A 21,613-nucleotide genomic window follows, 5' to 3' on the forward strand; every position below is an offset into this window, starting at 1 on the left:
GTTCCAGCGCAAACCGTACGAACCACCACTATTGACTTTCAAATCCCTCGAATTTGGCACACAAGCCCCCCGATCGCAGATATTCCGCGATCGTATGAGCGCCTGATCCGGCGGGCCGCATGGCGATACTCACACAACCTGCGGCCCGCCGGACGCCTCACATGCCCAGGCGCAGCTTCAGGGCCTCGAGCTCGTCACGCATCGAGCTGGGGAGCTTGTCCCCGATCACCTCGAACCACTCCTCGATGAGCGGGATCTCGGCCTTCCAGTCCTCGGGGTCGACGGCCAGCGCCGCCTCGATGTCGGCCAGCGGGGCGTCGAGACCTTCGAGGTCGAGCTGGTCGGCGGTGGGCACGTAGCCGATCGCCGTCTCGGTGGCCGCCGCAGTGCCGTTGATGCGCTCGATCGCCCACTTGAGGACACGGGAGTTCTCGCCGAAGCCCGGCCACAGGAACTGGCCGTCCTCGCCGCGACGGAACCAGTTGACGTAGAAGATCCGCGGCAGCTTGTCGGCGTCGGCGCCCTTGCCGATGTTCACCCAGTGCTGGAAGTAGTTGCCGACGTTGTAGCCGAGGAACGGCAGCATCGCCATCGGGTCGCGGCGGACCTGGCCGAGACCGCCCTTGGCGGCCGCGGTCTTCTCGCTCGACATCGTGGCGCCCATGAACGTGCCGTGCTGCCAGTCACGCGCCTCCGTGACGAGCGGGACGGTGGTCTTGCGGCGGCCACCGAACAGGATGGCCGAGATCGGCACGCCCTTCGGGTCCTGCCACTCCGGCGCAACGACGGGGCACTGCGAGATCGGCGTGGTGTACCGGGAGTTCGGGTGCGCAGCCGGCTTGTCGGAGTCGGGCGTCCAGTCCTCGCCGAGCCACGACGTCAGGTGCTGCGGGTCGCCCTCGAGACCCTCCCACCAGACGTCTCCGTCATCGGTGCGGGCGACGTTGGTGAACAGCGAGTTCCCCTTCTCGATGGTGCGCATCGCGTTGGGGTTGGTCTTCCAGTTGGTCCCCGGCGCCACACCGAAGAATCCGAACTCGGGGTTCACCGCGTAGAGGCGGCCGTCCTCGCCGAAACGCATCCATGCGATGTCGTCGCCGACGGTCTCGGCACGCCACCCGGGCACGGTCGGCTGCAGCATCGCGAGGTTCGTCTTTCCGCATGCCGACGGGAATGCCGCCGCCACGTAGTACGCCTTCTCCTCGGGGCTGATGAGCTTGAGGATCAGCATGTGCTCGGCCATCCAGCCCTCGTCACGGGCCATGACCGAGGCGATCCGCAGCGCGTAGCACTTCTTGCCCAGCAGCGCGTTACCGCCGTATCCGGAGCCGTAGCTCCAGATCTCACGGGTCTCCGGGAAGTGGGTGATGTACTTGGTCTCGTTACACGGCCACGCAACGTCCTTCTGACCGGGCTCGAGAGGCGCACCCACGGAGTGCAGCGCCGGAACGAACTTGTCGCCCGCCGGGCCGTCGAACAGCGGCAGCACTGCGCTGCCCATGCGCGTCATGATGCGCATCGAGACCACGACGTACTCGGAGTCGGTGATCTCCACACCGAGGAACGGCTCGTCGGCGTCGAGGGGACCCATGCAGAACGGGATGACGTACATCGTTCGACCGCGCATGCAGCCGCGGTAGAGCTCGGTCATCGTGGCCTTCATCTCGGCCGGGTCCATCCAGTTGTTGGTAGGACCGGCGTCGACCTCGCGCGCCGAGCAGATGAAGGTGCGCTCCTCGACGCGGGCCACGTCGTCCGGGTCGGACGCGGCCCAGTAGGAGTTCGGTTTCTTCTCCTCGTTGAGCTTCACGAACGTCCCGGCCTCGACGAGGCGCGTGGTCATGCGGTCCCACTCCTCGTCCGAGCCGTCGCACCAGACGACGCGGTCCGGGTTGGTGAGTTCGGCGACCTCACGTACCCACGACAGCAGGCGCGCGTTCTCGGTCGGCGCTTCGTCGATCCCTGACACGGTCATCGCTGTCATGTTTTCCTCGCTCCTCGCCGGGACGCCCGGTCCCCGGGAATGCTGCGCGCACCCGATCCGTTGCTCGGCCGGGTGTGCAGGTCAAAGATAGAAAGTGACGGTACCGCCGGTGTCCGGTTTCCCCCACCGCTGGCAGCTGTCGATTGACTCACAGGACCGATCATGTAATCGATTCAGATGACCAGGAAACGCTTTCCAGCGGTAATGGGCTACGTCTGTGTTGCACCCTGGTGACCAGTGAGTTGTCGACAGGGCGTGACGGCTTTCGCCGGTCACCCCGACGATCATCGAGACGACCGCCACATCCCCCACTTTGCCGTGCTCCGCATCACCTGAACGGCCTCTGGGCACTCCATCTTCGTGGCACGCTTCCGGTGGTCGGGCCTGCGTACTCCGCGTAAGGTTCCGGTCACCGTCCGAGGGGGAGGACCCGATGACCGACACCGGCATGTACATCACCCTGCTCGTAGTGTCGATCGCCCTGACGTTCGGCGTCGGCCGGCTGCTGGTGACGGCCGGTGAGCCGTTCCTGCAAGAGGTCTTCCAGGACGAGAAGGTCACCCGCTCGGTCAACCTGCTGCTCTCGGTGCTGTTCCACCTCATCACGCTCGGCGTGCTGGCGATCATCTCCGTCGTGAACATCGTCGGCAACGACGATCCGTTCCAGACGCTGGTCGCGCGGCTCGGCGTGGTGCTGCTGGTGCTCGGCATCGCGTACGGCGTCTCCATGCTGGTCCTCATCCGCGTCCGGGAGCGGCGCCGGGCCGACCAGATCTCCGAGCACGTCCAGGAGCGGCTGGCCGAGCGGAGCATGGGCGCCACCCCGGCACAGGGCAGCGCCGCGCAGGCCCCGCCTGCGCCCCCCGCAACGCCGAGTCAGTGACACCCGGGCGGCCGGGCCCCTCAACGCATCCTGCTGCGCAGGCCGAGCAGCACGACCACCGCCACTGCCACGAGCGTGCCCGCCCCGACCAGCGCCGTGACGTCGATCGCCGTCACGAACGCCGCACGGGCCGACGCCAGCAGCGCGACGCCTTCGGCACCGGGGAGCCGCGCCGCCGTGGCCACTGCACCACCGAGGGTCTCCCCCGCCGCGTGCGCGTCGGCGGGTGAGGCACCGAACGGCACCTGCACGACCGCGCGGTACACGGCCGTGAGCACGCCACCGAGCACGGCGGTGCCGAGCACGGCCCCGATCTCGTAGGCCGTCTCCGACACCGCGGACGCCGAGCCTGCACGCTCCGGAGGGGCCGCCGACAGGATCGCGTCGTTCGTGATCGTCTCCGAGAGTCCGATCCCGCCGCCGATCAGCACGGACGCCACGACCAGCAGGCCGACCGACGTGGGGCCGCCGAGGAGGGTGCACAGCAGGAACCCGATCGCGGCGAGCCCGAGCCCGGTCGGCACGAGCACGCGCAGCGGGAAGACGCGGCCCAGTCGCGCTGCCAACAGCCCCGCGATGATCGTCACGAGGAACCCGGGCAGCAGCACCAGCCCGGCGTCGATCGGCGAGAGTCCGCGCACGAGCAGCAGGAACTGAGCGGCGAAGAAGAGCAGGCCGGTCAGGGCGAACATCGTGGTCGCGTTGGCCAGCACGGACGCCCGCAGCACGGGGGATGCGAACAGCGAGACGTCGAGCAACGGCTCCTCGCCCACCGCCAGCCGCGCGCGGGCCCGCCGCACGAACAGGACCCCCGACCCCACGCCGACCGCGAGGAAGAGCAGCATCGTCGCGCTGAAGCCCTCCTCGGTGAGGAGCGTGATCGCCAGCACGGCCGGCACCATGGTCAGCAGCGACAGCAACACGCCCAGCAGGTCGAGCCGTCCGGGGGCCTGCGCCCTGGACTCGGGCAGCATCAGGCCGGCGAGCCCGAGCAGCAGCACCATCGGCGGCACGTTCACGAGGAACACCGCGCCCCACCAGAAGTGCTGGAGCAGCACCCCACCCAAGATCGGGCCGAGCGCCGCGCCTGCGGCGAAGCCGGTGGCCCAGATCGCGACGGCCAGCCGCCGCTCCGCCCGGTCGGTGAACAGCTCGCGGAGCAGAGCGAGCGAGGCCGGCATCAGCATGGCGCCGAAGAACCCGAGCAGTGCGCGGGCTCCGACGAGATACATGGCGCCGGGTGCGAACGCAGCCACCACGGAGACGCTGCCGAACCCCGCGACGCCGAGCATGAGCATCCGGCGGTGCCCGATCCTGTCGCCGAGCGTGCCCATCGTGACGAGCAGACCCGCGAGCACCAAGGGATAGATGTCGACGAGCCACAGCAGTTGCGACGCCGACGGGGTCAGCGCAGCGCTGATCGCGGGCAGGGCAAAGCCCAGCACCGTGTTGTCGAGGGACACCAGCAGGGTGGGCAGGAGCAGGACGGCGAGGCCGACCCACGCGCGCCGACCTGCACGGGCCGGGGCGAGTGGGAGGCGGGCGGGGGCAAGAACAGTCACGTGGTCCTCTGGGGAAGGGCCCGTCAGTGGGGCGCGATGATCGGGGGGCTTCGCGTTAATATACCGTCTAGACGGTACAGTTCCCCTGGTTGTTCCCTTGACGTGGGCAACGTGGCCAAGACCACCCCGCCTCTACACTCGGTCGATGGCGAAGGCCCGCGACCGTGTGCTGGACGCGTACGAGACGTTGCTGATCGAGCACGGCGCCGCAGCCGTCACGCTCGACGCCGTGGCTGCGGCGGCCTCGGTGTCCAAGGGCGGGCTGCTGTACCACTTCGCGTCGAAGGACGCGCTCGCCGCCGGGCTCCTCGACCGGCTGCGCGAGCGCAGCGCGGCCGACGCGCAGGCCATCCGCACCGCCCCTGACGGTGCGGTGGCGTACTACGTGCGCACGTCCGCACCCGGAGGCGGCGTGCAGGGCGGCATGACGCGCACCTACCTCGCCGTCCTGAGACTCGCCGACAACACCGTCTCCGGCCACGCCGCCCGCGACACGTTGGCCGCAGTCGACGCCGACGCCTACGCAGCCTTGCGCGACGAGCTCGACGACCCGTTGCTCGCATGGCTGGCCCAGCTCGTGGGAGACGGGCTCTACCTGCGCACGCTCACCGGCACCCCGTTGCCACCCGGGCTGGGTGTGGAGGATCTGCTGGAACGGTTGCGCCGCTGCCTCGCCGCGGGCAACAGCTGACCAGGACAGCCACCCGGAGTGGTCCTGTGATCAGGCCGGAGCGAGCTCGGTGACCACCGGGCGCAGCCACCGCCACCCCAGGCACTCCTGCACCGCGCGGGCGAACAGCCACCGCTCCACACGTTCGGCGTCGAGGCCTGCGAGCTCGGCCATCCGACGGGCCAGACCGCGCGGGTCGGCCACGAGCCGCTCGCGGCAGTTCAGCATGTGTTGGAGCACGTCGTAGGCGGGATCGCCGACGTGCGGCTTCGGGTCCACCACCAGCCAGGGCTCCCGGCGGGCAGCCAGGATGTTCCCCGCATGCAGGTCCGTGACCAGCAACCTCTGTGTTCCCGCCGCGCGGGGCAGCTCCCGGAACAGCGCCATGCCGGCGCGGGCCAGGCCCGGGTCCAGCGCATCCGGCTCCGCGGCCAGGGACGTCTCGAACTCATCGGCCCAGTGGTCGCACATCTGCGCAAGCGAGCGGAACGGATGCCCCGCGTGCGGTTCGCGCCAGAGCCCATGGAGCAACCCGGCAACGACCTCGTCCTGCTCCGGCTCGGCCCGCGCGAATTCCAGCGTGCTGCCGGGCCGGCAGCGCTCCAGCAGCAGCGCGATCGTGGTCGGGTCGACGTGCACGTCGTGCAGGTGCACGGCGCCGCGCCCGGCCCACACACGTAGTCCGGCGGCCTCGTGTTCGCCTTCGGCGTGGCGCCTGCCGACCTTGACGACGAGATCGCGTCCGGCCCGGTCCCGCGCCGGGGCCACCCACGAGCTGACGCCGCCGGGCTGAAAGGGCGGACCGAGCGTCAACGACCAGCGATCCGCCAGGTCCTGCACGGTGGCGGGGAGCCGGGCGATCCAGCCGCTGCGCTCCGCGGCGCCATCGCTTCCCACCGCGTTGGCGAGCCTGACCGGCAGCGAGAACGAAGCCACGAGGCCTCATCCTGCCGGTGCGTCACCGTGATGCGGGAACCGCCGAGCGCGCGATCTCGGGCAACGGGACCGGCAACCGGTGCACGGCCACGTTCCAGAACCGTGAATCGGGCTCACCGGCCCGCCAGGCGTCGGCGAGCCGGGTGGCCGCCTCGGCGTCCATCCGCCGCCGCGGCCGCGGGCGCATCCGGCACCGCCTGCGCACCTCGGCGTCCAGTGCCCGCCAAGCGTCGTCGGCCGTGGTGTGCACGCTCACTGTCGGAGGGCCTCCAGCATCCCCGACGAGCAGCGTGTACACGCTCACCACCTCGAAAGACATCCGTAGGCCCCCCTTGCAGCAATGACAAAGCGACGACCTCGGCGCACCTCTGAGTCAACGGCATCCAGCCCCCGCAGGTTCGAAGGGCCACCCCGTAGAGCGCCTTCCGGTCGCCCATCGAGGTCCGGTGGCACCCTCACCGGCCCAGCGAGACGGACGACATGTTGAACTCGGGAACCCGCACCGGCGGCATCGCCGTACGGGTGAACCAGTCCTTCCACTCGCGGGGCAGCGTGCGCTCTGTGGCCCCGACCTCGGACGTGCGGCGCAGCACGTCGAGCGGCGAGTAGTTGAACCGGAAGTTGTGGTCCACCTCGCCCACCACCTCGCCGTCTTCCACCAGGTAGACGCCGTCGCGAGTGAGTCCGGTGAGCAGCAGCGTGGTGGGGTCGACCTCGCGGATGTACCAGAGGCAGGTGAGCAGCAGGCCCCGCCCGGTGCGCCCGACCATGTCCGTGATCGACGCCTCCGAGCCGCCGTGGAGCAGCAGGTTGCCCCCGGCCGGGGTGAACGTCGTGCCGAACTCGGCGGCCTCGGCGCGCGAGTAGGCCAGTTCGCGGATCGCACCCCGGTCGACCCAGTCCACCCGCCGGGTGGGCGCGCCGTTGTCGAAGACGCTGATCCCCTCACCGGAGCGGGAGGCGGTGAGGAACGGCTCGTACTCCAGCCCCGGCGCCGCAGGGTCGCTGAACAGCGTGAGCGGCAGGTCGGTCAGCAGCTCACCGACCCGCGGTCCGTTCGGACCGGAGAGGGCGCTGCGGCCCTCCTGCGCGGGGCGCCCCTCCATCGACCATGCGAGGTAGATCATCAGGTCGGAGACCGCCGACGGTGGCAGCAGCGTCTCGTACCGACCTGCCGGCAGAGTGACGCGCCGCTTCCCCCACTCCAGCCTGCGGGCCGCCGCCGCGGCGAGATCCACCACGTCGACGTCGGTGAAGTCGGCTGTGGAAGCACCCGTCCAGGCCGACCCTGCGAGGTCCGGCGTCTTCGCGTTGAGCTCGACCGAACCGGTGGGCTGCACCCAGCGCCGCCGCACTCCGGTGGAGGTGCCGAGCCAGATCGTGGTCAGCTCGTGGCTGGCGAAACCGTACTGGCGCAGCGGCCCGGCCAGGACCTCCGACAGGCCCTCGACGAACGACCCGAACACCCCGATCGACGTCTCGGTAGCGGGCTCGTCCCAGGCGAGATCGTGGCCGTCCGGTTCGACGAGTGGCATGGCGTCGCGCGCCGGTCCGGCATCGCGGGCAGCAGCCTCCGCCCCGCGCACCAGCTCGTCGAGCTGCGCGGCATCGGTGACGGCGGCGCTGGAGCTGACGACACCGGCCGCCGTGCCGCCCTCGAGCGCGACGAACGCGATCACCGTGACCTGGCCCGACGTGGTGTGCCCGTTGGTGGTCATCGTGGAGTTGGCCCAGCGCAGCACCGCCTCGCTCGTCTCCTGCACCAGCACGGCGCAGCCAGGTAGGTGTGCGCCCGCTGCCAGCGCCCGCTCCACGACCTCCTGTGGCGCGAGCACCGATGCCGCGGCGCCGCTCGGCCTCGTCGGGATCACTGGCCCTCCTCCTGGGTGTTGAGCACGGTGACGCCGCGGAACCGCGCCGACGGGCAGCCGTGGCTGACCGCAGCGATCTGACCGGGCTGGGCCTTGCCGCAGTTCATCGCGCCGTGCAGCAGCCATGTGGAAGGTCCGCCAACCGCGTCGAGCGAACCCCAGAAGTCGGTGGTGGTGGCCTGGTAGGCCACGTCACGCAGCTGGCCCGCCAGCTTCCCGCCCTCGATCCGGTAGAAGCGCTGGCCGGTGAACTGGAAGTTGTACCGCTGCATGTCGATCGACCAGGACTTGTCGCCGACGACGTAGATGCCGCGGTCGACGCCGGCGATCAGCTCGTCGGTGGTGGTGTCGCGGGCGGGGTCGGGGCGCAGTGACACGTTGGCCATGCGCTGGATCGGCACGTGATGCGGGGAGTCGGCGAAGGCGCACCCGTTCGATCGGGCGAGCCCCAGCCGGGGCGCGAACGTCCGGTCGAGCTGGTAGCCGACGAGGACGCCGTCGCGCACGAGATCCCACTCGCCGGTGGCGACCCCGTCGTCGTCGAAGCCGATCGTGGCCAGGCCGTGCGGCACGGTGCGGTCGCCCGTGACGTGCATGTGCTCGGAGCCGTAGCGGAGGCTCCCGAGCTGGTCGGGGGTGGCGAAACTGGTGCCGGCGTAGGCGGCCTCGTAGCCGATCGCCCTGTCGTACTCCGTGGCGTGCCCGACGGACTCGTGGATCGTGAGCCACAGGTTCGTCGGGTCGATCACGAGGTCGTAGGCGCCTGCCTGCACCGACGGCGCCTTGGTCTTCTCCGCGAGCAGCTCGGGGATCCGGCCGATCTCACCGTCCCAGTCCCAGCCGTCGCCGGTGAGGTACTCCCAGCCCCGGCCTGCCGGGGGCGCGAGTGCGCTCATCGTCTCGAAGCCACCCGCCGCGCGGTCCACGGCGGTGGCCGTGACCGATGGCCCGATCCGGACGCGTTGCTGGATGGTCGTGGTGCCCGCGGTGTCGGCGTAGAACTTGTTCTCCCGCACCTGTGCGACAGCGGCCTGCACGTGGTCGACGCCGTCGGAGGCGAGCAACCGCTGCGACCACTCGGTGAGCAGCTCCACCTTCTCCCGCGTGGGCACGGTGAACGGGTCGACGGTGTAGTCCGACACCCAGACGGCGTCGGGGTAGGCCGGCTCGTCGGCGCGCTCGACCCTCTCGATCGCCACCGGCGCGAGGGTGCGTGCCACGGCCACCGCGCGTTCGGCAGTGGCGGCGGCCCGCTCCGGCGTGAGCTCGACGTGCGACGCGAAGCCCCACACCCCGTCGACGATCACACGTATCGCGAGCCCCACGGTGGTGCTGTCGACGACGCCGGTGACCGTGCCGTCGCGCAGGTCGATCGACTGCGACACGATCCGCTCGACCCGCAGGTCGGTGTGCTGCGCACCCAGCTCACGTCCCCTGCTCAACGCGGCGTCGGCCAGAGCGGCCAGCGGCAGGGCCCGGAAATCCGGGTCGATGCGATCAACGGGCATGTCGGCAACCTACTTGCCCCGCGGTGAAGCCCGCCGTATCGACCTCACGGTTCGTACCCCGCCTCGGCACCGTTGCGCAGACCGTCGGCGACGGCGGCGGCCGCGCCCGTCGCCGGGCTCGGTGCCTGCTCCCGCACCACGGCGTCCGGTCCGATGCGGAGGATCTGGTCGGCGAAGCCGTCGCCATCGAGATCGGTGAGCAGGACGAGATCGACACCGTCGCTGGTGGCCACCGTGTCGGCACGGCTGTCGCCGTCGGTGTCGATCCCGTAGGAGACGTCGAAACCGCCGGTGGAGAGCGCAGGGCCGCCGGCGGCGTCGACAGGGTCGTCGTCGGGCACGAGCGCGGGATGACGGGGCCGGGGTATCAGGTTCTCAGCCACGGGACGCCTCCCCGGCGGGCGCGGGAGCCAGCAGAGCCAGCTCGGCGTCGACCGCGGCGCGGCGGCGGAGCACCGCGGCGTCGAGAACAGGCACGACCGCACGCTCGAGCTCGACGAGCCGCCGTCCGAGGTCGGCGTCGACCGCGAGGGCCGCCGTGGCGAGCGACTGTTCGATGTGGCGGCGCAACCGGGCACGTTCGGCGGCTGTGCGCCGGACCCGGGCCGTGGCCACCACAGCCGCCACTCCCGCGGCGATCGCGAGTGGGGCAAGCGTCGGCCCGGCGAGGACGGGCAACCCGAGCAGCGGCAGCACGGCCAGGGGAAACAGGGCGAGCCGCCAGACCGCCGCCCCGGCGGCCGCGCCCGCGAGCAGCGACCGGGGAGGCGCCGCCGGGATCGGGACCACCGTCGGCACGACCGGGATCAGCGGTGCCGGCAGCCGGGGCCACTGCAGATCCACCGTGAGATCGCGCTCTGCCGCGATCCGGCGCAGCGCGGGACGCAGGGCGCTCGCCCACCCGTCGTGGACCTCCACCGCGAGCGTGTGGACGGCCGTGGCGAGGAGCGCGGGGAGCCGTTGCCTCGCCGCGCGGTCGGCGGCCTCGACGTGATCGGCCGCCTCCCGTGCGAGGCAGGCGAACGCCTCTCCGGACCGGGTGGATGCGGCGATCCGGCTCAGGGCGAGGCAACTGCGAATCTCGGCGCGGTGGTCACCGGTGAGCAGGCTCCGCTCGGCGCGCAGCTCGGCGCGGCGAGCGCGGACGGCATCGACGTACCGATCGGGCATCTCGCCAGGGTCGCAGCGCCTCCCCCTGCGGCGGGCCCGAACAGGCCCGCCGGTGTGCGATCGCGAACGGGCGACCGTCAGCGTGGGTCCGCCGGGACGTCCCCGACCGGCTGATCGTCTTCCTCCTCCGGTTGCTGGTCGGCCCTCGTCTCGGCCTCCGCCACGAGCCTGGCGTAGCGGGTGCCCGCCGCCAGCAGGACGAGACCCGCGCCGAGGAACGCGGCCACCCTCGCCAGCCCGTCGAGCGCCACGAGGTCGAACAGCACCAGCTTCGCGACCGCCGCGACGACCAGCACGAGCCCGGAGATCCGCAGCGCCGACCGGCTGATCCCGCGGGCCAGCAGCACGAGTGCGGCGACCGTCCAGGACACCGTGACGACGGCGTGGCCCGCCGTGAACCCGGCCCGGTCGTAGGACGCCAGCAGGGCGACGGTGACCACCAGCGACGTCGCGCCGTACAGGCCGACGAGCCCGATCGGCACCCACATCGGTGCCGACTCCTGATCGGGCCGGATCAGGCCGACCCTCCCGCCCGCCACGAGCAGCGCCACCGCGAGCACGAGCACGAGGGCAGAGACCCCGGCACCGACGAGGAGAGAGCTCGCGCCCGCCTCGTCGTACGGGGATGCCGGGAACAGCACCAGCGCTACGAGGGGAGCGTCCTGCGCGAGCGCCATCAGCGCCCCGACCGTCCCGTAGGCCATGGCGATGATCAGTGGCGTCCGCGTGCGCAGCACGGCGGCCACGACGGCCGCCACCACGGCCTGGCCGAGCAGCGCCGTGGTGGCAGCGGCCCCCTCCATCGCCACCAGCGTCGCCTGGAAGAGAGCGACGGTCGCCGCGGTGACCGCCACAGTCCGCAAGAGCCGGTCCAGCCCGGGCACCGCGGCGAACCCGGCGAGCGCCAGCGCGGCCACGCCCGCGACCGCGGCACCGCCCCAGTCACCGAGAGCAGCTCCCGTGGCGAGCACAGGAACAGGCGTGGCCGCGACCAGCCCGGCAACCGGCTCGCGCGGGAGCCGCTGCGCGGCGGGAACGGCGGTGCCGAGGCCGACGGCCAGGCAGGCGAGTACGACCGCGATCGTGGCGGCGTCCTCCCCGTTCACAGCGACGAGGGCGCCCACCCCCGATCCGAAGAGCACCGGCCCGGCAGCCGCAACGATCATGAGCACGGGCCACTGCCTGCGCACCACGATCGGCAGCGCGGTCAGCTGCAGGGCCAGCACGAGTGCCACCAGAAGCCAGTCCGTGACGATCACCGGCGCCAGCAGCGCTGCCCCCACGACCACCCCGCCGGCGAGCAGCTGTGACCGCCACCGGCCGGCAAGGCCGAGTCCGGCGGCGGCCACCACCAGCTCGACCAGCAGCGCCGGCACGTCCGGGAGGTAGCCGTAGAGCGCCGTCGCCGCAGCGACCACGAGGTAGAGCGTCGCGAAGCCCGTCGCCGCCAGCGCGAGGGCACCCGTTCGAGCGCTCTCCCGGCGGTGCAGCCGCAGCGCGATGGCGACCAGCGCCACGCCGAGCACCGCGCCCGCGCTCACCCGCGCGGCCGGTGAGAACCAGCCGCGGGACGCGGCCAGCACGAGCAGCATGACGATCCCGAGCAGGGTGACGCCGCTGCCGACCCATGCGAGCAGCCGCGCTCCGGAGATCGGTGACCGCAACCGGGGCGGCGCGACCACCTGGGGAGAAGGGGCGGGAGATGCCATCTGACCGGCCTCGCGGAGCGGCGGAACGACGCTGCTGTCGGGCGAATCCGATCTCGCCGGAGTGACAGGGTCGACATTCGACGCAACCTGCTCCACCGAACGCACGTCTCCTGATTGTGACGATTGTGGCGCCTCCACGGCCGGCGCCGCTCCGGAACCGACCGGAGCGGCAGCAGCGCGCAGCTGCAGCAGCTCCGCGCCGATCCCGTCGATCCTGCGTCCCAACCAGGCAAGTTCCCTCGACAGAGCGATGTAGGGATCCCTGGTTTCGGTGCTCATGCCGAGAAAGGATGGGGGCCCACCGTGCGTAACGGGGTCCGTATCACTACCTGGTTCCGGTCACAAGTTCATCACGTTCCCCCATCCGGGGGGTTCGTGTCCGATCACCCGCAACCCACTCGGCCCGGTCTCGTTAACCGGATCGAGCGGACTTGTCTGGAGGTTGTGTGAGCGCCGTTTCACCTGCCCGCCCAGCCGTCCCCGCTGGGGCGGCGCCGCATACGCCACTCCACGAGACGGCTCGTCGGCCGCGAGCGCTGCGCCGACCCCGACCTCGTCCTCAACCCAACCGGTCGCGGTTCCCGTCCGTCTCCGTGGTGGTGCCGACGCGCAACGAGGCACGCAACCTGGAGATCATCCTGCCGGTGATCGCCGCGGTCCGCCCTGCGGTCCACGAGATCATCGTCGTCGACGGCAACTCCACCGACGGCTCCATCGAGGCCGCCAAGCGCGTCCTGCCCTCGGTCCGCACGATCACGCAGACCCGCAAGGGCAAGGGCAACGCGATGGCCTGCGGGTTCAAGGCGGCCACCGGCGACATCATCGTGATGTTCGACGCCGACGGCTCCGCCGATCCCGCCGAGATCCCCGCCTTCGTCTCGGCCCTGGTCGCGGGCGCCGACTTCGCCAAGGGCAGCCGGTTCACCTCCGGTGGCGGCAGCGACGACATCACCTTGCTGCGCAAGACCGGGAACGCCGGGCTCAACGGCGTGGCGAACGCGCTGTTCGGCACGACGTACACGGACCTCTGCTACGGCTACAACGCCTTCTGGGCCGACCTGCTGCCGGTCCTCGAGCTCCCCCCGGTGGACGCTCCGCCACCGCCGGACGGAATGCTGTGGGGCGACGGTTTCGAGATCGAGACGGTGCTCAACTGCCGGATCGCCGCAGCCGGGCTGAAGATCACCGAGGTGCCCTCGATCGAGCGGCAGCGGATGTTCGGCGAGACCAACCTCCGCACGTGGGCCGATGGCACCCGGGTGTTGCGTACGCTGCTGGCCGAGCACCGGCGTGCCGACCGACGCAAGTTCGACCGCCGCTAGACACGAGCGGTCACCATTCGTGAAGGAGACCGCCCCGTGAGTACGACCGCCGTCACGGCATCCGTCGTGATCTGCGTCTACACCGAGAAGCGCTGGGACGACATCGTCGCCGCTGTCGAGTCGGTCGCTGCGCAGGAGGTCAGCGCGCAGGAGATCAGCGCGGTCGAGACAATGGTGATCGTCGACCACAACGATGCGCTCCTGTCGCGGGCTCAGCAGGCCTTCGCCCCTCGCGGGGTACGGGTCCTGCCGAACGCGCACAAGCAGGGCCTGTCCGGCGCCCGCAACACCGCGATCGCCGAAGCCACCGGCAGCGTGATCGTCTTCCTCGACGACGACGCCGCGGCCCGGCCGGGGTGGCTCGCCGCGCTGCTCGCGCCCTACAGCGACCCCACGGTCGCCGCGGTGGGCGGGGTCGCCCACCCACGCTGGCCGGCTGGGCGAGCCTTCGTCCGCACCGCACGTCCGACCGTCCTGCCCGGTGCCGAGCCGTGGAACGGCGACGCGACCGGCGAGCTCGACTGGATCGTCGGCTGCACCTACACCGGCCAGCCCACGGAGCAGGCCGAGGTGCGCAACCTCATGGGCTGCAACATGTCGTTCCGCCGGGAGGTGTTCGAGCGCGTCGGGGGATTCGCGGAGGACATCGGGCGGATCGGCAAGAACCCGCTCGGCTGCGAGGAGACCGAGCTCTGCATCCGTGCCCGGCAGGCCTATCAGCGGGCGGGCGAGAAGATCCGGATCGTCTTCGAGCCGCGTGCGATCGTCGACCACCGGGTGAGCGAGGACCGCGTCGAGTGGGCCTACCTGCGCAGGCGCAGCTGGGCCGAGGGCCTGTCCAAGGCTGCCGTCTCCAAGCTCGTGGGCAGCGACGACGCTCTCTCCACCGAGCGCAGCTACGTCGCCAAGGTGCTGCCAGGGGCCGTGTTGCGGGAGCTACGGCAGCGCAACATCACCTCGGCCGCGGCCGTCGTCGCCGCGCTCGCCTGGACCGGGGCCGGCTACATGCGCGGCAAGCTGCCCGGCGCCACCGATGGAGTGCGGCTGCCCGCCGCGCAGGGCGACGGAGCGGTTGCGCCCGCCACCCACCCGAACGCGGGTGGCTGAGGTCGGGACCGCCGGGGTGCAGCACCCGCCGATCCACAGCTTCGTCCACCACCGCAGCCGCCTCACCGAAGGTCAGCAGCACGCCTGGGAGCGGTGGTGGCACACCCGCGGCCGGGACGTCGAGGATCTGCTGAGCGGGGCCGAGCCGTTCGACCCACCTGCCTGGTTCGGCCGGACCGCCCCGCTGGTGCTGGAGATCGGGTCCGGAATGGGGGAGTCGACGGCGGCGCTCGCCGCGGCCGCTCCGGACGTCGACCACATCGCGGTCGAGGTGTTCGAGCCCGGCCTCGCCCAGCTGCTGATGCGGCTCGCCGAGGCCGATCTGACGAACGTCGCTCTGCTGCGCGGGGACGCCGTCGCGCTGCTGCGCCAGTGCGTGCCGCCTGCCTCGCTGACCGCGATCCGGGTCTTCTTCCCGGATCCCTGGCCGAAGCGCAGGCACCGCAAGCGGCGGCTCGTGCAACCGGACTTCGTTGCTCTGGCGGCGTCGCGGCTCGAGCCGGGTGGCACGCTGCACATGGCCACCGACTGGGACGACTACGCCGTCCAGATGCGCCAGGTCTGCGACGCCGAGCCCCTCCTCGAGAACACCGCGGCCAGGGAGCCCGACGGATGGACACCGCGACCGGAATGGCGACCCGTCACGAAATTCGAGCAACGCGCCGTTCACGAAGGTCGCGCCGTTCACGACCTCGTGTACCGTCGCGTCTCCACCGAGCCACCTTCTGGCCACAGAGCGTGACCAGGTAGGAAGGACGCACCCCGCTCCCCAGGGGTGTCGGGCGAGTGAAAGGCCAGACGCCGAGTGTCATCGCTCGTTGCAACGAACGCCGCTGTTCCTGCTCCCCGCGAGCCCCAGACCTCCCGCGCCAACCCCCGACCGGCGAGGGGTTCCGTGGACCTCGCGGAGGCGCAGGAGTTCCTCGACCAGTTCTATGCCGAGACCTCGCCCACCACCAGATTCGATCACCGGCTGTGGCAGATCCGCCACGAGATCGAGACGACCGGCAGCTACACCCACACGGCCGACGAGCTGACGTTCGGCGCACGTGTGGCCTGGCGCAACTCGGCGCGCTGCATCGGCCGTCTGTACTGGAACAGCCTGCGCGTTCGTGACCGGCGCGACGTCACCAAACCGGCCGACGTCGCCGCGCAGTGCGTCGAGCACCTGCACGAGGCCACCCGTGGCGGCCGGATCCGTTCCACGATCACCGTCTTCGCCCCCGACCGGCCGGACGGGCCCGGACCGCGCATCCACAACGACCAGCTCGTGCGCTACGCCGGCCACCGCCTACCCAGCGGGGAGGTCCGCGGTGACGGTCGGTACGCGGACTTCACCGACCGCGCGGTCGCACTGGGATGGCAGCGCCCGGAGCCACCCGGGCGATTCGACGTGTTGCCGCTGGTCATCTCGGACGGCGACGCCGAGCCGGAGATCTTCGACCTCCCGGCCGACGCCGTGCTCGAGGTGCCGCTCAGCCACCCCGACCACGAGTGGCTGGCCGACCTGCGGCTGCGCTGGCACGCGGTGCCCGCGATCAGCAACATGCCGCTCGACATCGGCGGCGTGACCTACCCGGCCGCTCCGTTCAACGGCTGGTACCTCGGCACCGAGATCGGCGCTCGCAACCTCGTCGACTCCGACCGCTACAACCTGCTGCCCGTCATCGCGGAACGCCTCGGCCTGGACACCAGCTCCGAACGCACCCTGTGGCGCGATCGCGCGCTGGTCGAGATGGTGCGGGCCGTGCAGCATTCGTTCGACGTGGCCGGGGTGACGATGGCCGACCACCACTCCGAGTCGCGACGCTTCCTCACCCACCTGGCCCGCGAGGAGAGCGCCGGGCGGCGTTGCCCCGCCGACTGGAGCTGGATCGTGCCGCCCGTCTCGGGCGGGCTCACCCCCGTCTACCACCGCTACTACGACGAGCCCGACCCCGCCACGCGCCCGGCCTTCCTGCAGCCCTGAAACCCGCGCGCCGGCTCAGCTCGGCGGCGGCAGGCCTGGCACCTGCCGGGTGCGTCCGCGGAACTCCGCCACCGCCTGATCTCCGTTACGTACGGTGACGTCGTAGAGGCCGGACCGGCCGGTGCGCGCCCGTTCCGTCGCCTCGGCCACGAGCTGTGCGCCGAGGGGCACCGGCCGCAGGAACGCGATGTCGGCACCCGAGGCGACGGCCGAGACGCCATGGCTGTTCGACGCGTAGGCGAGGGCCGCGTCGGCGAGCAGGAAGAGGTATCCGCCGTGGCAGATGCCGTGGCCGTTCACGTGGCGAGCCTGCACGGTCATGCCGACCACGGCCCGGCCCGGCCCCACGTCGAGCAGGCTGACTCCGGCCTCACGGCCGGCCGCGTCGGCCCGAAGCATCGCCTCGGCGGCGCGCGCAGCGACGGCCTCGGATGTGTCGTCTGTCACCGTGACGAACCGCCGTTCGGCCGAGCCGCGACCCGGACAAGTAGGCGTCGCCGGTGGGCGCCACGTCGCAGGATCAGGGCGTCCCGGCTCTCGTCCATCGCCGCGAATGCTATCGCTCACACAGGGCTAGGGTCGGGTCATGACCCCGCACTGCTCCCCGGCCCGACGCCCGTGACGGCGGCCATCCCCATGGGTACGGCCCCGCGCGTAATGCTGGTCTGGGACGCGCCCAACATGGACATGAGCCTCGGCTCGTTGCTCGGCGCGCGACCGACGGCGACCTTCAGGCCGCGCTTCGACGCGGTGGGCCGCTGGCTGCTGGATCTGGCCGGGCCGGACGCGATCGCTGAAGCCACCGTCTTCACCAACGTGGTACCGGGGAGCACCGAGGTCGTCCGGCCGTGGGTCGAGGCGTTGCGCAACGTGGGCTTCGCCGTGTTCGCAAAGCCGAAGCTCACCGAGGATTCCGACGTCGACGAGGACATGCTCGCCCACATCCGGCTGCGGGCCGAGGAGGGCGCGCTCCGCCACGTCGTCGTGGCATCCGGTGACGGACGGGCGTTCCGGGAGCCGCTCGAGGATCTCGAGAAGCACGGCACCAGCGTCACGGTCATCGGGTTCCGTGAGCACGCGAGCTTCGCACTCACCTCGGAAGTCATCGAGTTCATCGACCTGGAAGACATCGAGGGCGTGTTCCGCGAGCCCCTGCCGCGCATCACGCTCGACTCCCTGCCGGAGGGCGGTGCTTGGCTGCCGCCGTTCCGCTCACTGCGTTCGCTGCTGGAGGCGCGACGATGACAACGGCACTCGCGGCACGGCTCACCGCGCCGGTCGTACTGCCCTGCGACCCCGCCTGCACCGTGCTGCGTGACGGTGTCGTCGACGTCGACGACACGGGGCGGATCACCCACGTCGGGCCGCGGTCCTCGGCCCCGCCCACCGACGCACCGGTCCGCGCCCTGCCCGGCGCGCTCCTCCCCGGGCTCGTCAACACCCACGCCCACACCCCGATGTCGCTACTGCGGGGGATGGGTGGCGACCTGCCGCTGATGCGCTGGTTGCAGGAGGTGATGTGGCCGGCAGAGGGCAAGCTCGAGGCGTCCGACGTGCGGGTGGGGATGACCGCGGGCTGCGTCGAGCTGCTCCGTACCGGCTGCACCACCAGCGTCGAGATGTACTTCTTCACCGACGCGGTGATCGACGCCGTCACCACGGTGGGATCCCGCGTCGTCCTCACCCCCGGCATCATCGCCGCGCCGGGCTGGGACCGGCTCGGCTCCTGGCAGGAGATGCGCGACGAGGTGTCGGCACGGATCGACGCCGACGGGCTGCGGTCGGGTCCCGGTGAGCGCATCGAGCTCGGCTACGGACCACACGCCGCCTACACCCTGCCGCCCGAGGCGCTCGAGTCGGTGGGCGAGCATGCGCGAGAGCGTGGAGCGCTCGTGCACATCCACGTGGCGGAGGCCGCCGAGGAGGACCTCGCCCAGCGCGAGGCGTACGGCTCGGTGCCCGCGTTGCTCGACAAGGTCGGCATGCTCGGCGGCCGGGTGCTGGCAGCCCACGCCGTGCAACTCTCCGACCAGGACGTCGAGCTGCTGGCCGCTCGCGGCGCCGCCGTGGCCCACTGCCCTGGCTCCAACGCCAAGCTCGCCGCCGGGATCGCGCGTGTGTCGTTGCTGCGACGCGCGGGCGTCCGCGTGGGGCTCGGCACCGATGGGCCGGCTTCCGGCGACGATCTCGACCTGTGGGCCGAGGCCCGGCTCGCCGGACTGCTCGCCCGCGTCAGCAGCGGCGACGCGGCAGCGCTCACCGCGGCCGAGCTGCTGCTGATGGCCACGCGGGACGGCGCGGCCGCGATCGGGCGCGACGACCTCGGCGCGCTGGAACCGGGCCGATGGGCCGACCTCGTTCACGTCGACCTCAGCGACTCCACGTTCGTCACCCCCGAGGACGACGCCCAGCTGCTGTCGAACCTGGTGTGGGCCGGAGGTTCCCGGCTCGTGCGGGATGTCTGGGTTGCGGGGGAGCAGGTGCTCGCCGACCAGGAGCCGACGCGCGTGAACCGAGCCGCTGCCACGGCCGAACTGCGCACAGTGGCAGCCCGCCTGCACGCTTGACCGGAACACCCGCGCTCCCGGGTGTGAAGGCACAGCCAGGGGACTGACGGCTAGCTGTGGATAACTGGGCTTCCTTGTGGACAACTCTCGCGCGCGGGGGCTGTCGTCAGGACAAACAGGCCCCGAGACTCTCCACAGCGCCGCGCCGAGTCCCTGGGGCGACGCGCCGTGAAGGCGGGACGACTCGCTGGCATCGAACGGCGAATCGCGTGCCGGTTCCGGCTGGGACCGGCGTCCGGGCGTTCATCCGGCAGGCTGCCGTGCGCGAAGGGCGGCCGCGCTCATCAGGATGGCGACGAGGTTCGCTCCGGCCAGTACGGCGAACGCCGGCCAGACGCGAGCCGCCATGTCCGGTGCGTTCAGAACGGAACCGAGGATCGACACCGCGATGAGGGCTCCCGTCTGCCGCGTGGTGTTCTGGGCGCCGGAGGCGAGACCGCTCTGGTGGTCCGCGATGTTCGAGAGCAGCAGCGAGGTCAGGGCGGAGAAGGAGATCGTGCTCGCGATACCGACCAGGAACAGGCCGACGGCCAGGGTCGGGTAGGAGGTGCTCGGCTGTGCCCGGCCGAGTGCCAGTACGCCCAGCAGGCAGCAGCAGAAACCGGCGAGGAGCATCACCCGGTGGCCGAAGCGGTCGGCCAGTGGCCGGTACAGGATCAGCGGCCCGATGCACGTGCCCACTGTCAGCGGGATCAACGCCACGCCCGCCCGGCCTGCAGGCCAGTGGCGAACGTCCTGGAAGTAGAGCGACATGACGAACAAAGTTCCGTAGAAGAGGAAGCCCATCAGCGCGGCGCTGGCCAACGCCGTGGAGCGGATCTGGTTCTTGACGAACGCCGGGGGAAGCATGGGGTGGGTCGAGTGACATTCGACCACCCAGAACCCCGCGCCGGCTGCGATCCCGCCCAACAGCAGGCCGATCGTCGCCGGTGACGACCATCCGGCCGATCCGCCCAGGATCAGTCCGGCCGTCAGCAGAGCCAGCGAGGCCCCGGCCGCGAGCTGACCGGCGTGATCGATCCTGCTCACGTGGGGCGGTGGAGCGGTTACGCGCCACAGCACGAGCGCCATGCTCACGATGCCGACCGGAAGATTGATCAGAAACACGCTTCGCCACCCGAGTGCGTCGATCAGCAGCCCTCCGACCAGCGGACCGACGGCCACGGCGATCCCGCCGGTGGCAACCCAGACGATCGTGGCGCGCGCTCGTTCGCCGGGCTCCGTGAACAGGTGGGGGACCAGCGCCAGGGTGGCGGGCAGCAGTGCCGCGGCTCCGATGCCCTGTACGACTCGGGCCACGATGAGCAACTCGACGGTCGGGGCCACGGCGCAGGCGGCCGAGGCCAGCGTGAACACCCCGGTTCCCCACAGCAGGCTGCGGCGCAGGCCGATCCTGTCGCCCATCACGCCCCCGGTCAGGAGTAGCGCGGCAAGGGCGAGCGTGTAGCCGTTGAGCACCCACTGGGCCTCGGCCATGGAGCCGTTCAGGCTGTCCCGGATCGACGGGATGGCCACGTTGAGGATGCTGCCGTCGAGGATGATCGCGAAATAGGCGAAGCAGATCGCCGCGAACCCGACGGCCGCGTCTTTCCGGCCGGCGCGGGTGTCAGGAGTTGTGTGGCGATCCATCGCCACCTCTCATCACGTAATGAGATGTCAGTACTGGATCGTGAGACCGCCAAACCTCGAAGATGGCTCCGCTGCCCGTGATGAAAGATCTGCTCACCAAGGGCGGCGATGGATATCGCCCGTCCCACAGCGCATTGTGTCATCGAATCGTGAGGCGGGTCACGTCCCCGAGTTCACGAGGCGACTCGCGGAATCGGGGTGCTGCTGAGGGCCGGGGTCCCGGTGCCGAGGTCCCAACGTGACCCCGGCCCTCGTCAGAGGCAGTAGTGCAGTTACTGCCGTCGTGCACGGCCACTCCCCAGCGGCCGCTGGTCCATGCGCCCGAGGCGCACAGATCTCACCAGTGCGAGCTGATCGCCTTGCGCCTGCGGTGGTGCCGACCCTCATCGGTCAGTTCGTGACGCGCCGCCGGCACCGAGTGTGCCCCGGGGCCGACCCGCGAGGCCGGGATCGCGGGAGCGACGTCCTTCACGACAGGAATCGGCGCGGTCAACGGATCCCGGCGGAAAGCTTCGACAGGGTCGGGGACACGGGGTGGCGGGGTCGGAGCGGCCGGCTCGTGCTGGCGGGCTCGCCAGCCGCCACGCGTGAGCGCATGGAAGATCGGCGTCAGCTCCGCGTCCTCGTCGAAGGCATGCCTACCCGTCGCCGGGCTCCAGTCGTCGTCGGTCGTCGAGTAGCGGGTCGCTGGGGACACGCGTCACCTCCGTCATGATCCTGTGCGCC

Annotated in this window: 20 protein-coding genes; 8 read left to right on the forward strand and 12 right to left on the reverse strand. The window is 71.2% G+C overall.

The genetic code is table 11. The features are described 5' to 3' along the window. Nucleotides 1-157: 157 nt before the first annotated feature. Entirely contained in the window at nt 158-1,984 is a 1,827-nt protein-coding gene (locus ACQPZQ_RS44830; protein WP_433290534.1) for a phosphoenolpyruvate carboxykinase (GTP), read from the reverse strand. Between the two features lie 433 nt (nt 1,985-2,417). On the opposite strand from ACQPZQ_RS44830, the gene ACQPZQ_RS44835 reads away from it, so the two are divergent. Next, nucleotides 2,418-2,867: a hypothetical protein gene (locus ACQPZQ_RS44835; RefSeq protein ID WP_433290535.1), complete on the forward strand. Its 450-nt coding sequence runs from the start codon at nt 2,418-2,420 to the stop codon at nt 2,865-2,867. A 20-nt stretch (nt 2,868-2,887) separates the two neighbouring features. On the opposite strand, the gene ACQPZQ_RS44840 is transcribed toward ACQPZQ_RS44835, so the two are convergent. Continuing rightward, on the reverse strand, nt 2,888-4,429 hold the full coding sequence (locus ACQPZQ_RS44840) for an MFS transporter (RefSeq protein ID WP_433290536.1): 1,542 nt from the start codon (nt 4,427-4,429) through the stop codon (nt 2,888-2,890). 145 nt (nt 4,430-4,574) lie between these two features. On the opposite strand from ACQPZQ_RS44840, the gene ACQPZQ_RS44845 reads away from it, so the two are divergent. Further along, nucleotides 4,575-5,120 carry a TetR/AcrR family transcriptional regulator gene (locus tag ACQPZQ_RS44845; protein WP_433290537.1) on the forward strand — a complete coding sequence of 182 codons (546 nt, stop codon included), beginning with the start codon at nt 4,575-4,577 and terminating at the stop codon, nt 5,118-5,120. Between the two features lie 30 nt (nt 5,121-5,150). Here the strand turns inward: ACQPZQ_RS44845 and ACQPZQ_RS44850 are convergent, their stop codons facing one another. The 7 genes from ACQPZQ_RS44850 to ACQPZQ_RS44880 form a co-directional block, all read right to left on the reverse strand. Beyond that, on the reverse strand, nt 5,151-6,035 hold the full coding sequence (locus ACQPZQ_RS44850; RefSeq protein WP_433290538.1) for an aminoglycoside phosphotransferase family protein: 885 nt from the start codon (nt 6,033-6,035) through the stop codon (nt 5,151-5,153). Between the two features lie 22 nt (nt 6,036-6,057). Further along, entirely contained in the window at nt 6,058-6,354 is a 297-nt protein-coding gene (locus ACQPZQ_RS44855; protein WP_433290539.1) for a hypothetical protein, read from the reverse strand. Nucleotides 6,355-6,490: 136 nt separating this feature from the next. Beyond that, entirely contained in the window at nt 6,491-7,906 is a 1,416-nt protein-coding gene (locus tag ACQPZQ_RS44860) for a metallopeptidase TldD-related protein (RefSeq protein WP_433290540.1), read from the reverse strand. Further along, complete coding sequence (locus tag ACQPZQ_RS44865; protein ID WP_433290541.1) at nt 7,903-9,414, reverse strand: TldD/PmbA family protein; 1,512 nt, start codon at nt 9,412-9,414, stop codon at nt 7,903-7,905. The genes ACQPZQ_RS44860 and ACQPZQ_RS44865 overlap by 4 nt, the downstream gene beginning before the upstream one ends. Before the next feature lie 44 nt (nt 9,415-9,458). Then, the gene (locus ACQPZQ_RS44870) at nt 9,459-9,797 is read right to left on the reverse strand and encodes a hypothetical protein (protein WP_433290542.1); all 339 of its coding nucleotides are present in this window, start codon (nt 9,795-9,797) and stop codon (nt 9,459-9,461) included. Then, nucleotides 9,790-10,584, reverse strand: coding sequence for a hypothetical protein (locus ACQPZQ_RS44875; protein WP_433290543.1), 795 nt, complete (start codon nt 10,582-10,584; stop codon nt 9,790-9,792). The genes ACQPZQ_RS44870 and ACQPZQ_RS44875 overlap by 8 nt, the downstream gene beginning before the upstream one ends. A 77-nt stretch (nt 10,585-10,661) precedes the next feature. Further along, entirely contained in the window at nt 10,662-12,572 is a 1,911-nt protein-coding gene (locus tag ACQPZQ_RS44880) for a DUF2339 domain-containing protein (RefSeq protein ID WP_433290545.1), read from the reverse strand. Between the two features lie 314 nt (nt 12,573-12,886). On the opposite strand from ACQPZQ_RS44880, the gene ACQPZQ_RS44885 reads away from it, so the two are divergent. The 4 genes from ACQPZQ_RS44885 (at nt 12,887) to ACQPZQ_RS44900 (ending at nt 16,691) form a co-directional block, all read left to right on the forward strand. Further along, nucleotides 12,887-13,615, forward strand: a complete 729-nt coding sequence (locus tag ACQPZQ_RS44885; protein ID WP_241036594.1) for a glycosyltransferase family 2 protein — start codon at nt 12,887-12,889, stop codon at nt 13,613-13,615. A gap of 36 nt (nt 13,616-13,651) precedes the next feature. Further along, complete coding sequence (locus ACQPZQ_RS44890; RefSeq protein WP_433290547.1) at nt 13,652-14,722, forward strand: glycosyltransferase family 2 protein; 1,071 nt, start codon at nt 13,652-13,654, stop codon at nt 14,720-14,722. Further along, nucleotides 14,715-15,464: a tRNA (guanosine(46)-N7)-methyltransferase TrmB gene (gene trmB, locus ACQPZQ_RS44895; RefSeq protein ID WP_433290549.1), complete on the forward strand. Its 750-nt coding sequence runs from the start codon at nt 14,715-14,717 to the stop codon at nt 15,462-15,464. The genes ACQPZQ_RS44890 and trmB overlap by 8 nt, the downstream gene beginning before the upstream one ends. A 153-nt stretch (nt 15,465-15,617) precedes the next feature. Beyond that, nucleotides 15,618-16,691: a nitric oxide synthase oxygenase gene (locus ACQPZQ_RS44900; protein ID WP_433290551.1), complete on the forward strand. Its 1,074-nt coding sequence runs from the start codon at nt 15,618-15,620 to the stop codon at nt 16,689-16,691. A gap of 15 nt (nt 16,692-16,706) precedes the next feature. On the opposite strand, the gene paaI is transcribed toward ACQPZQ_RS44900, so the two are convergent. Then, complete coding sequence (gene paaI, locus ACQPZQ_RS44905) at nt 16,707-17,090, reverse strand: hydroxyphenylacetyl-CoA thioesterase PaaI (RefSeq protein WP_433299693.1); 384 nt, start codon at nt 17,088-17,090, stop codon at nt 16,707-16,709. Between the two features lie 237 nt (nt 17,091-17,327). Here paaI and ACQPZQ_RS44910 point away from each other — a divergent pair, with 237 nt between their 5' ends. Next, a complete protein-coding gene (locus tag ACQPZQ_RS44910; protein ID WP_433290553.1) occupies nt 17,328-17,936 on the forward strand; it encodes an NYN domain-containing protein in 609 nt (202 codons plus the stop codon). After that, the gene (locus ACQPZQ_RS44915; protein ID WP_433290555.1) at nt 17,933-19,258 is read left to right on the forward strand and encodes an amidohydrolase family protein; all 1,326 of its coding nucleotides are present in this window, start codon (nt 17,933-17,935) and stop codon (nt 19,256-19,258) included. Before ACQPZQ_RS44910 ends, ACQPZQ_RS44915 begins: the two co-directional genes overlap by 4 nt. Nucleotides 19,259-19,501: 243 nt before the next feature. Here the strand turns inward: ACQPZQ_RS44915 and ACQPZQ_RS44920 are convergent, their stop codons facing one another. Both ACQPZQ_RS44920 and ACQPZQ_RS44925 read right to left on the reverse strand, forming a co-directional pair. Next, a complete protein-coding gene (locus ACQPZQ_RS44920; RefSeq protein WP_433290557.1) occupies nt 19,502-20,887 on the reverse strand; it encodes an MFS transporter in 1,386 nt (461 codons plus the stop codon). Nucleotides 20,888-21,224: 337 nt separating this feature from the next. Then, nucleotides 21,225-21,584 carry a hypothetical protein gene (locus ACQPZQ_RS44925; RefSeq protein ID WP_241036589.1) on the reverse strand — a complete coding sequence of 120 codons (360 nt, stop codon included), beginning with the start codon at nt 21,582-21,584 and terminating at the stop codon, nt 21,225-21,227. Nucleotides 21,585-21,613: the final 29 nt, after the last annotated feature.

The sequence above is a fragment of the Pseudonocardia sp. CA-142604 genome (assembly GCF_050948475.1).
Classification (GTDB): domain Bacteria; phylum Actinomycetota; class Actinomycetes; order Mycobacteriales; family Pseudonocardiaceae; genus Pseudonocardia; species Pseudonocardia alaniniphila.

What these genes read in the sequence shown, in the direction of transcription:
- ACQPZQ_RS44845 (WP_433290537.1), top strand. Translation starts at nt 4,575, where the DNA reads ATGGCGAAGGCCCGCGACCGTGTGCTGGACGCGTACGAGACGTTGCTG.
- ACQPZQ_RS44835 (WP_433290535.1), top strand. Translation starts at nt 2,418, where the DNA reads ATGACCGACACCGGCATGTACATCACCCTGCTCGTAGTGTCGATCGCC.
- ACQPZQ_RS44830 (WP_433290534.1), bottom strand. Translation starts at nt 1,984, where the DNA reads ATGACAGCGATGACCGTGTCAGGGATCGACGAAGCGCCGACCGAGAAC.
- ACQPZQ_RS44915 (WP_433290555.1), top strand. Translation starts at nt 17,933, where the DNA reads ATGACAACGGCACTCGCGGCACGGCTCACCGCGCCGGTCGTACTGCCC.
- ACQPZQ_RS44910 (WP_433290553.1), top strand. Translation starts at nt 17,328, where the DNA reads ATGGGTACGGCCCCGCGCGTAATGCTGGTCTGGGACGCGCCCAACATG.
- ACQPZQ_RS44855 (WP_433290539.1), bottom strand. Translation starts at nt 6,354, where the DNA reads ATGTCTTTCGAGGTGGTGAGCGTGTACACGCTGCTCGTCGGGGATGCT.
- ACQPZQ_RS44880 (WP_433290545.1), bottom strand. Translation starts at nt 12,572, where the DNA reads ATGAGCACCGAAACCAGGGATCCCTACATCGCTCTGTCGAGGGAACTT.
- ACQPZQ_RS44920 (WP_433290557.1), bottom strand. Translation starts at nt 20,887, where the DNA reads ATGGATCGCCACACAACTCCTGACACCCGCGCCGGCCGGAAAGACGCG.
- ACQPZQ_RS44875 (WP_433290543.1), bottom strand. Translation starts at nt 10,584, where the DNA reads ATGCCCGATCGGTACGTCGATGCCGTCCGCGCTCGCCGCGCCGAGCTG.
- ACQPZQ_RS44865 (WP_433290541.1), bottom strand. Translation starts at nt 9,414, where the DNA reads ATGCCCGTTGATCGCATCGACCCGGATTTCCGGGCCCTGCCGCTGGCC.
- paaI (WP_433299693.1), bottom strand. Translation starts at nt 17,090, where the DNA reads ATGCTTCGGGCCGACGCGGCCGGCCGTGAGGCCGGAGTCAGCCTGCTC.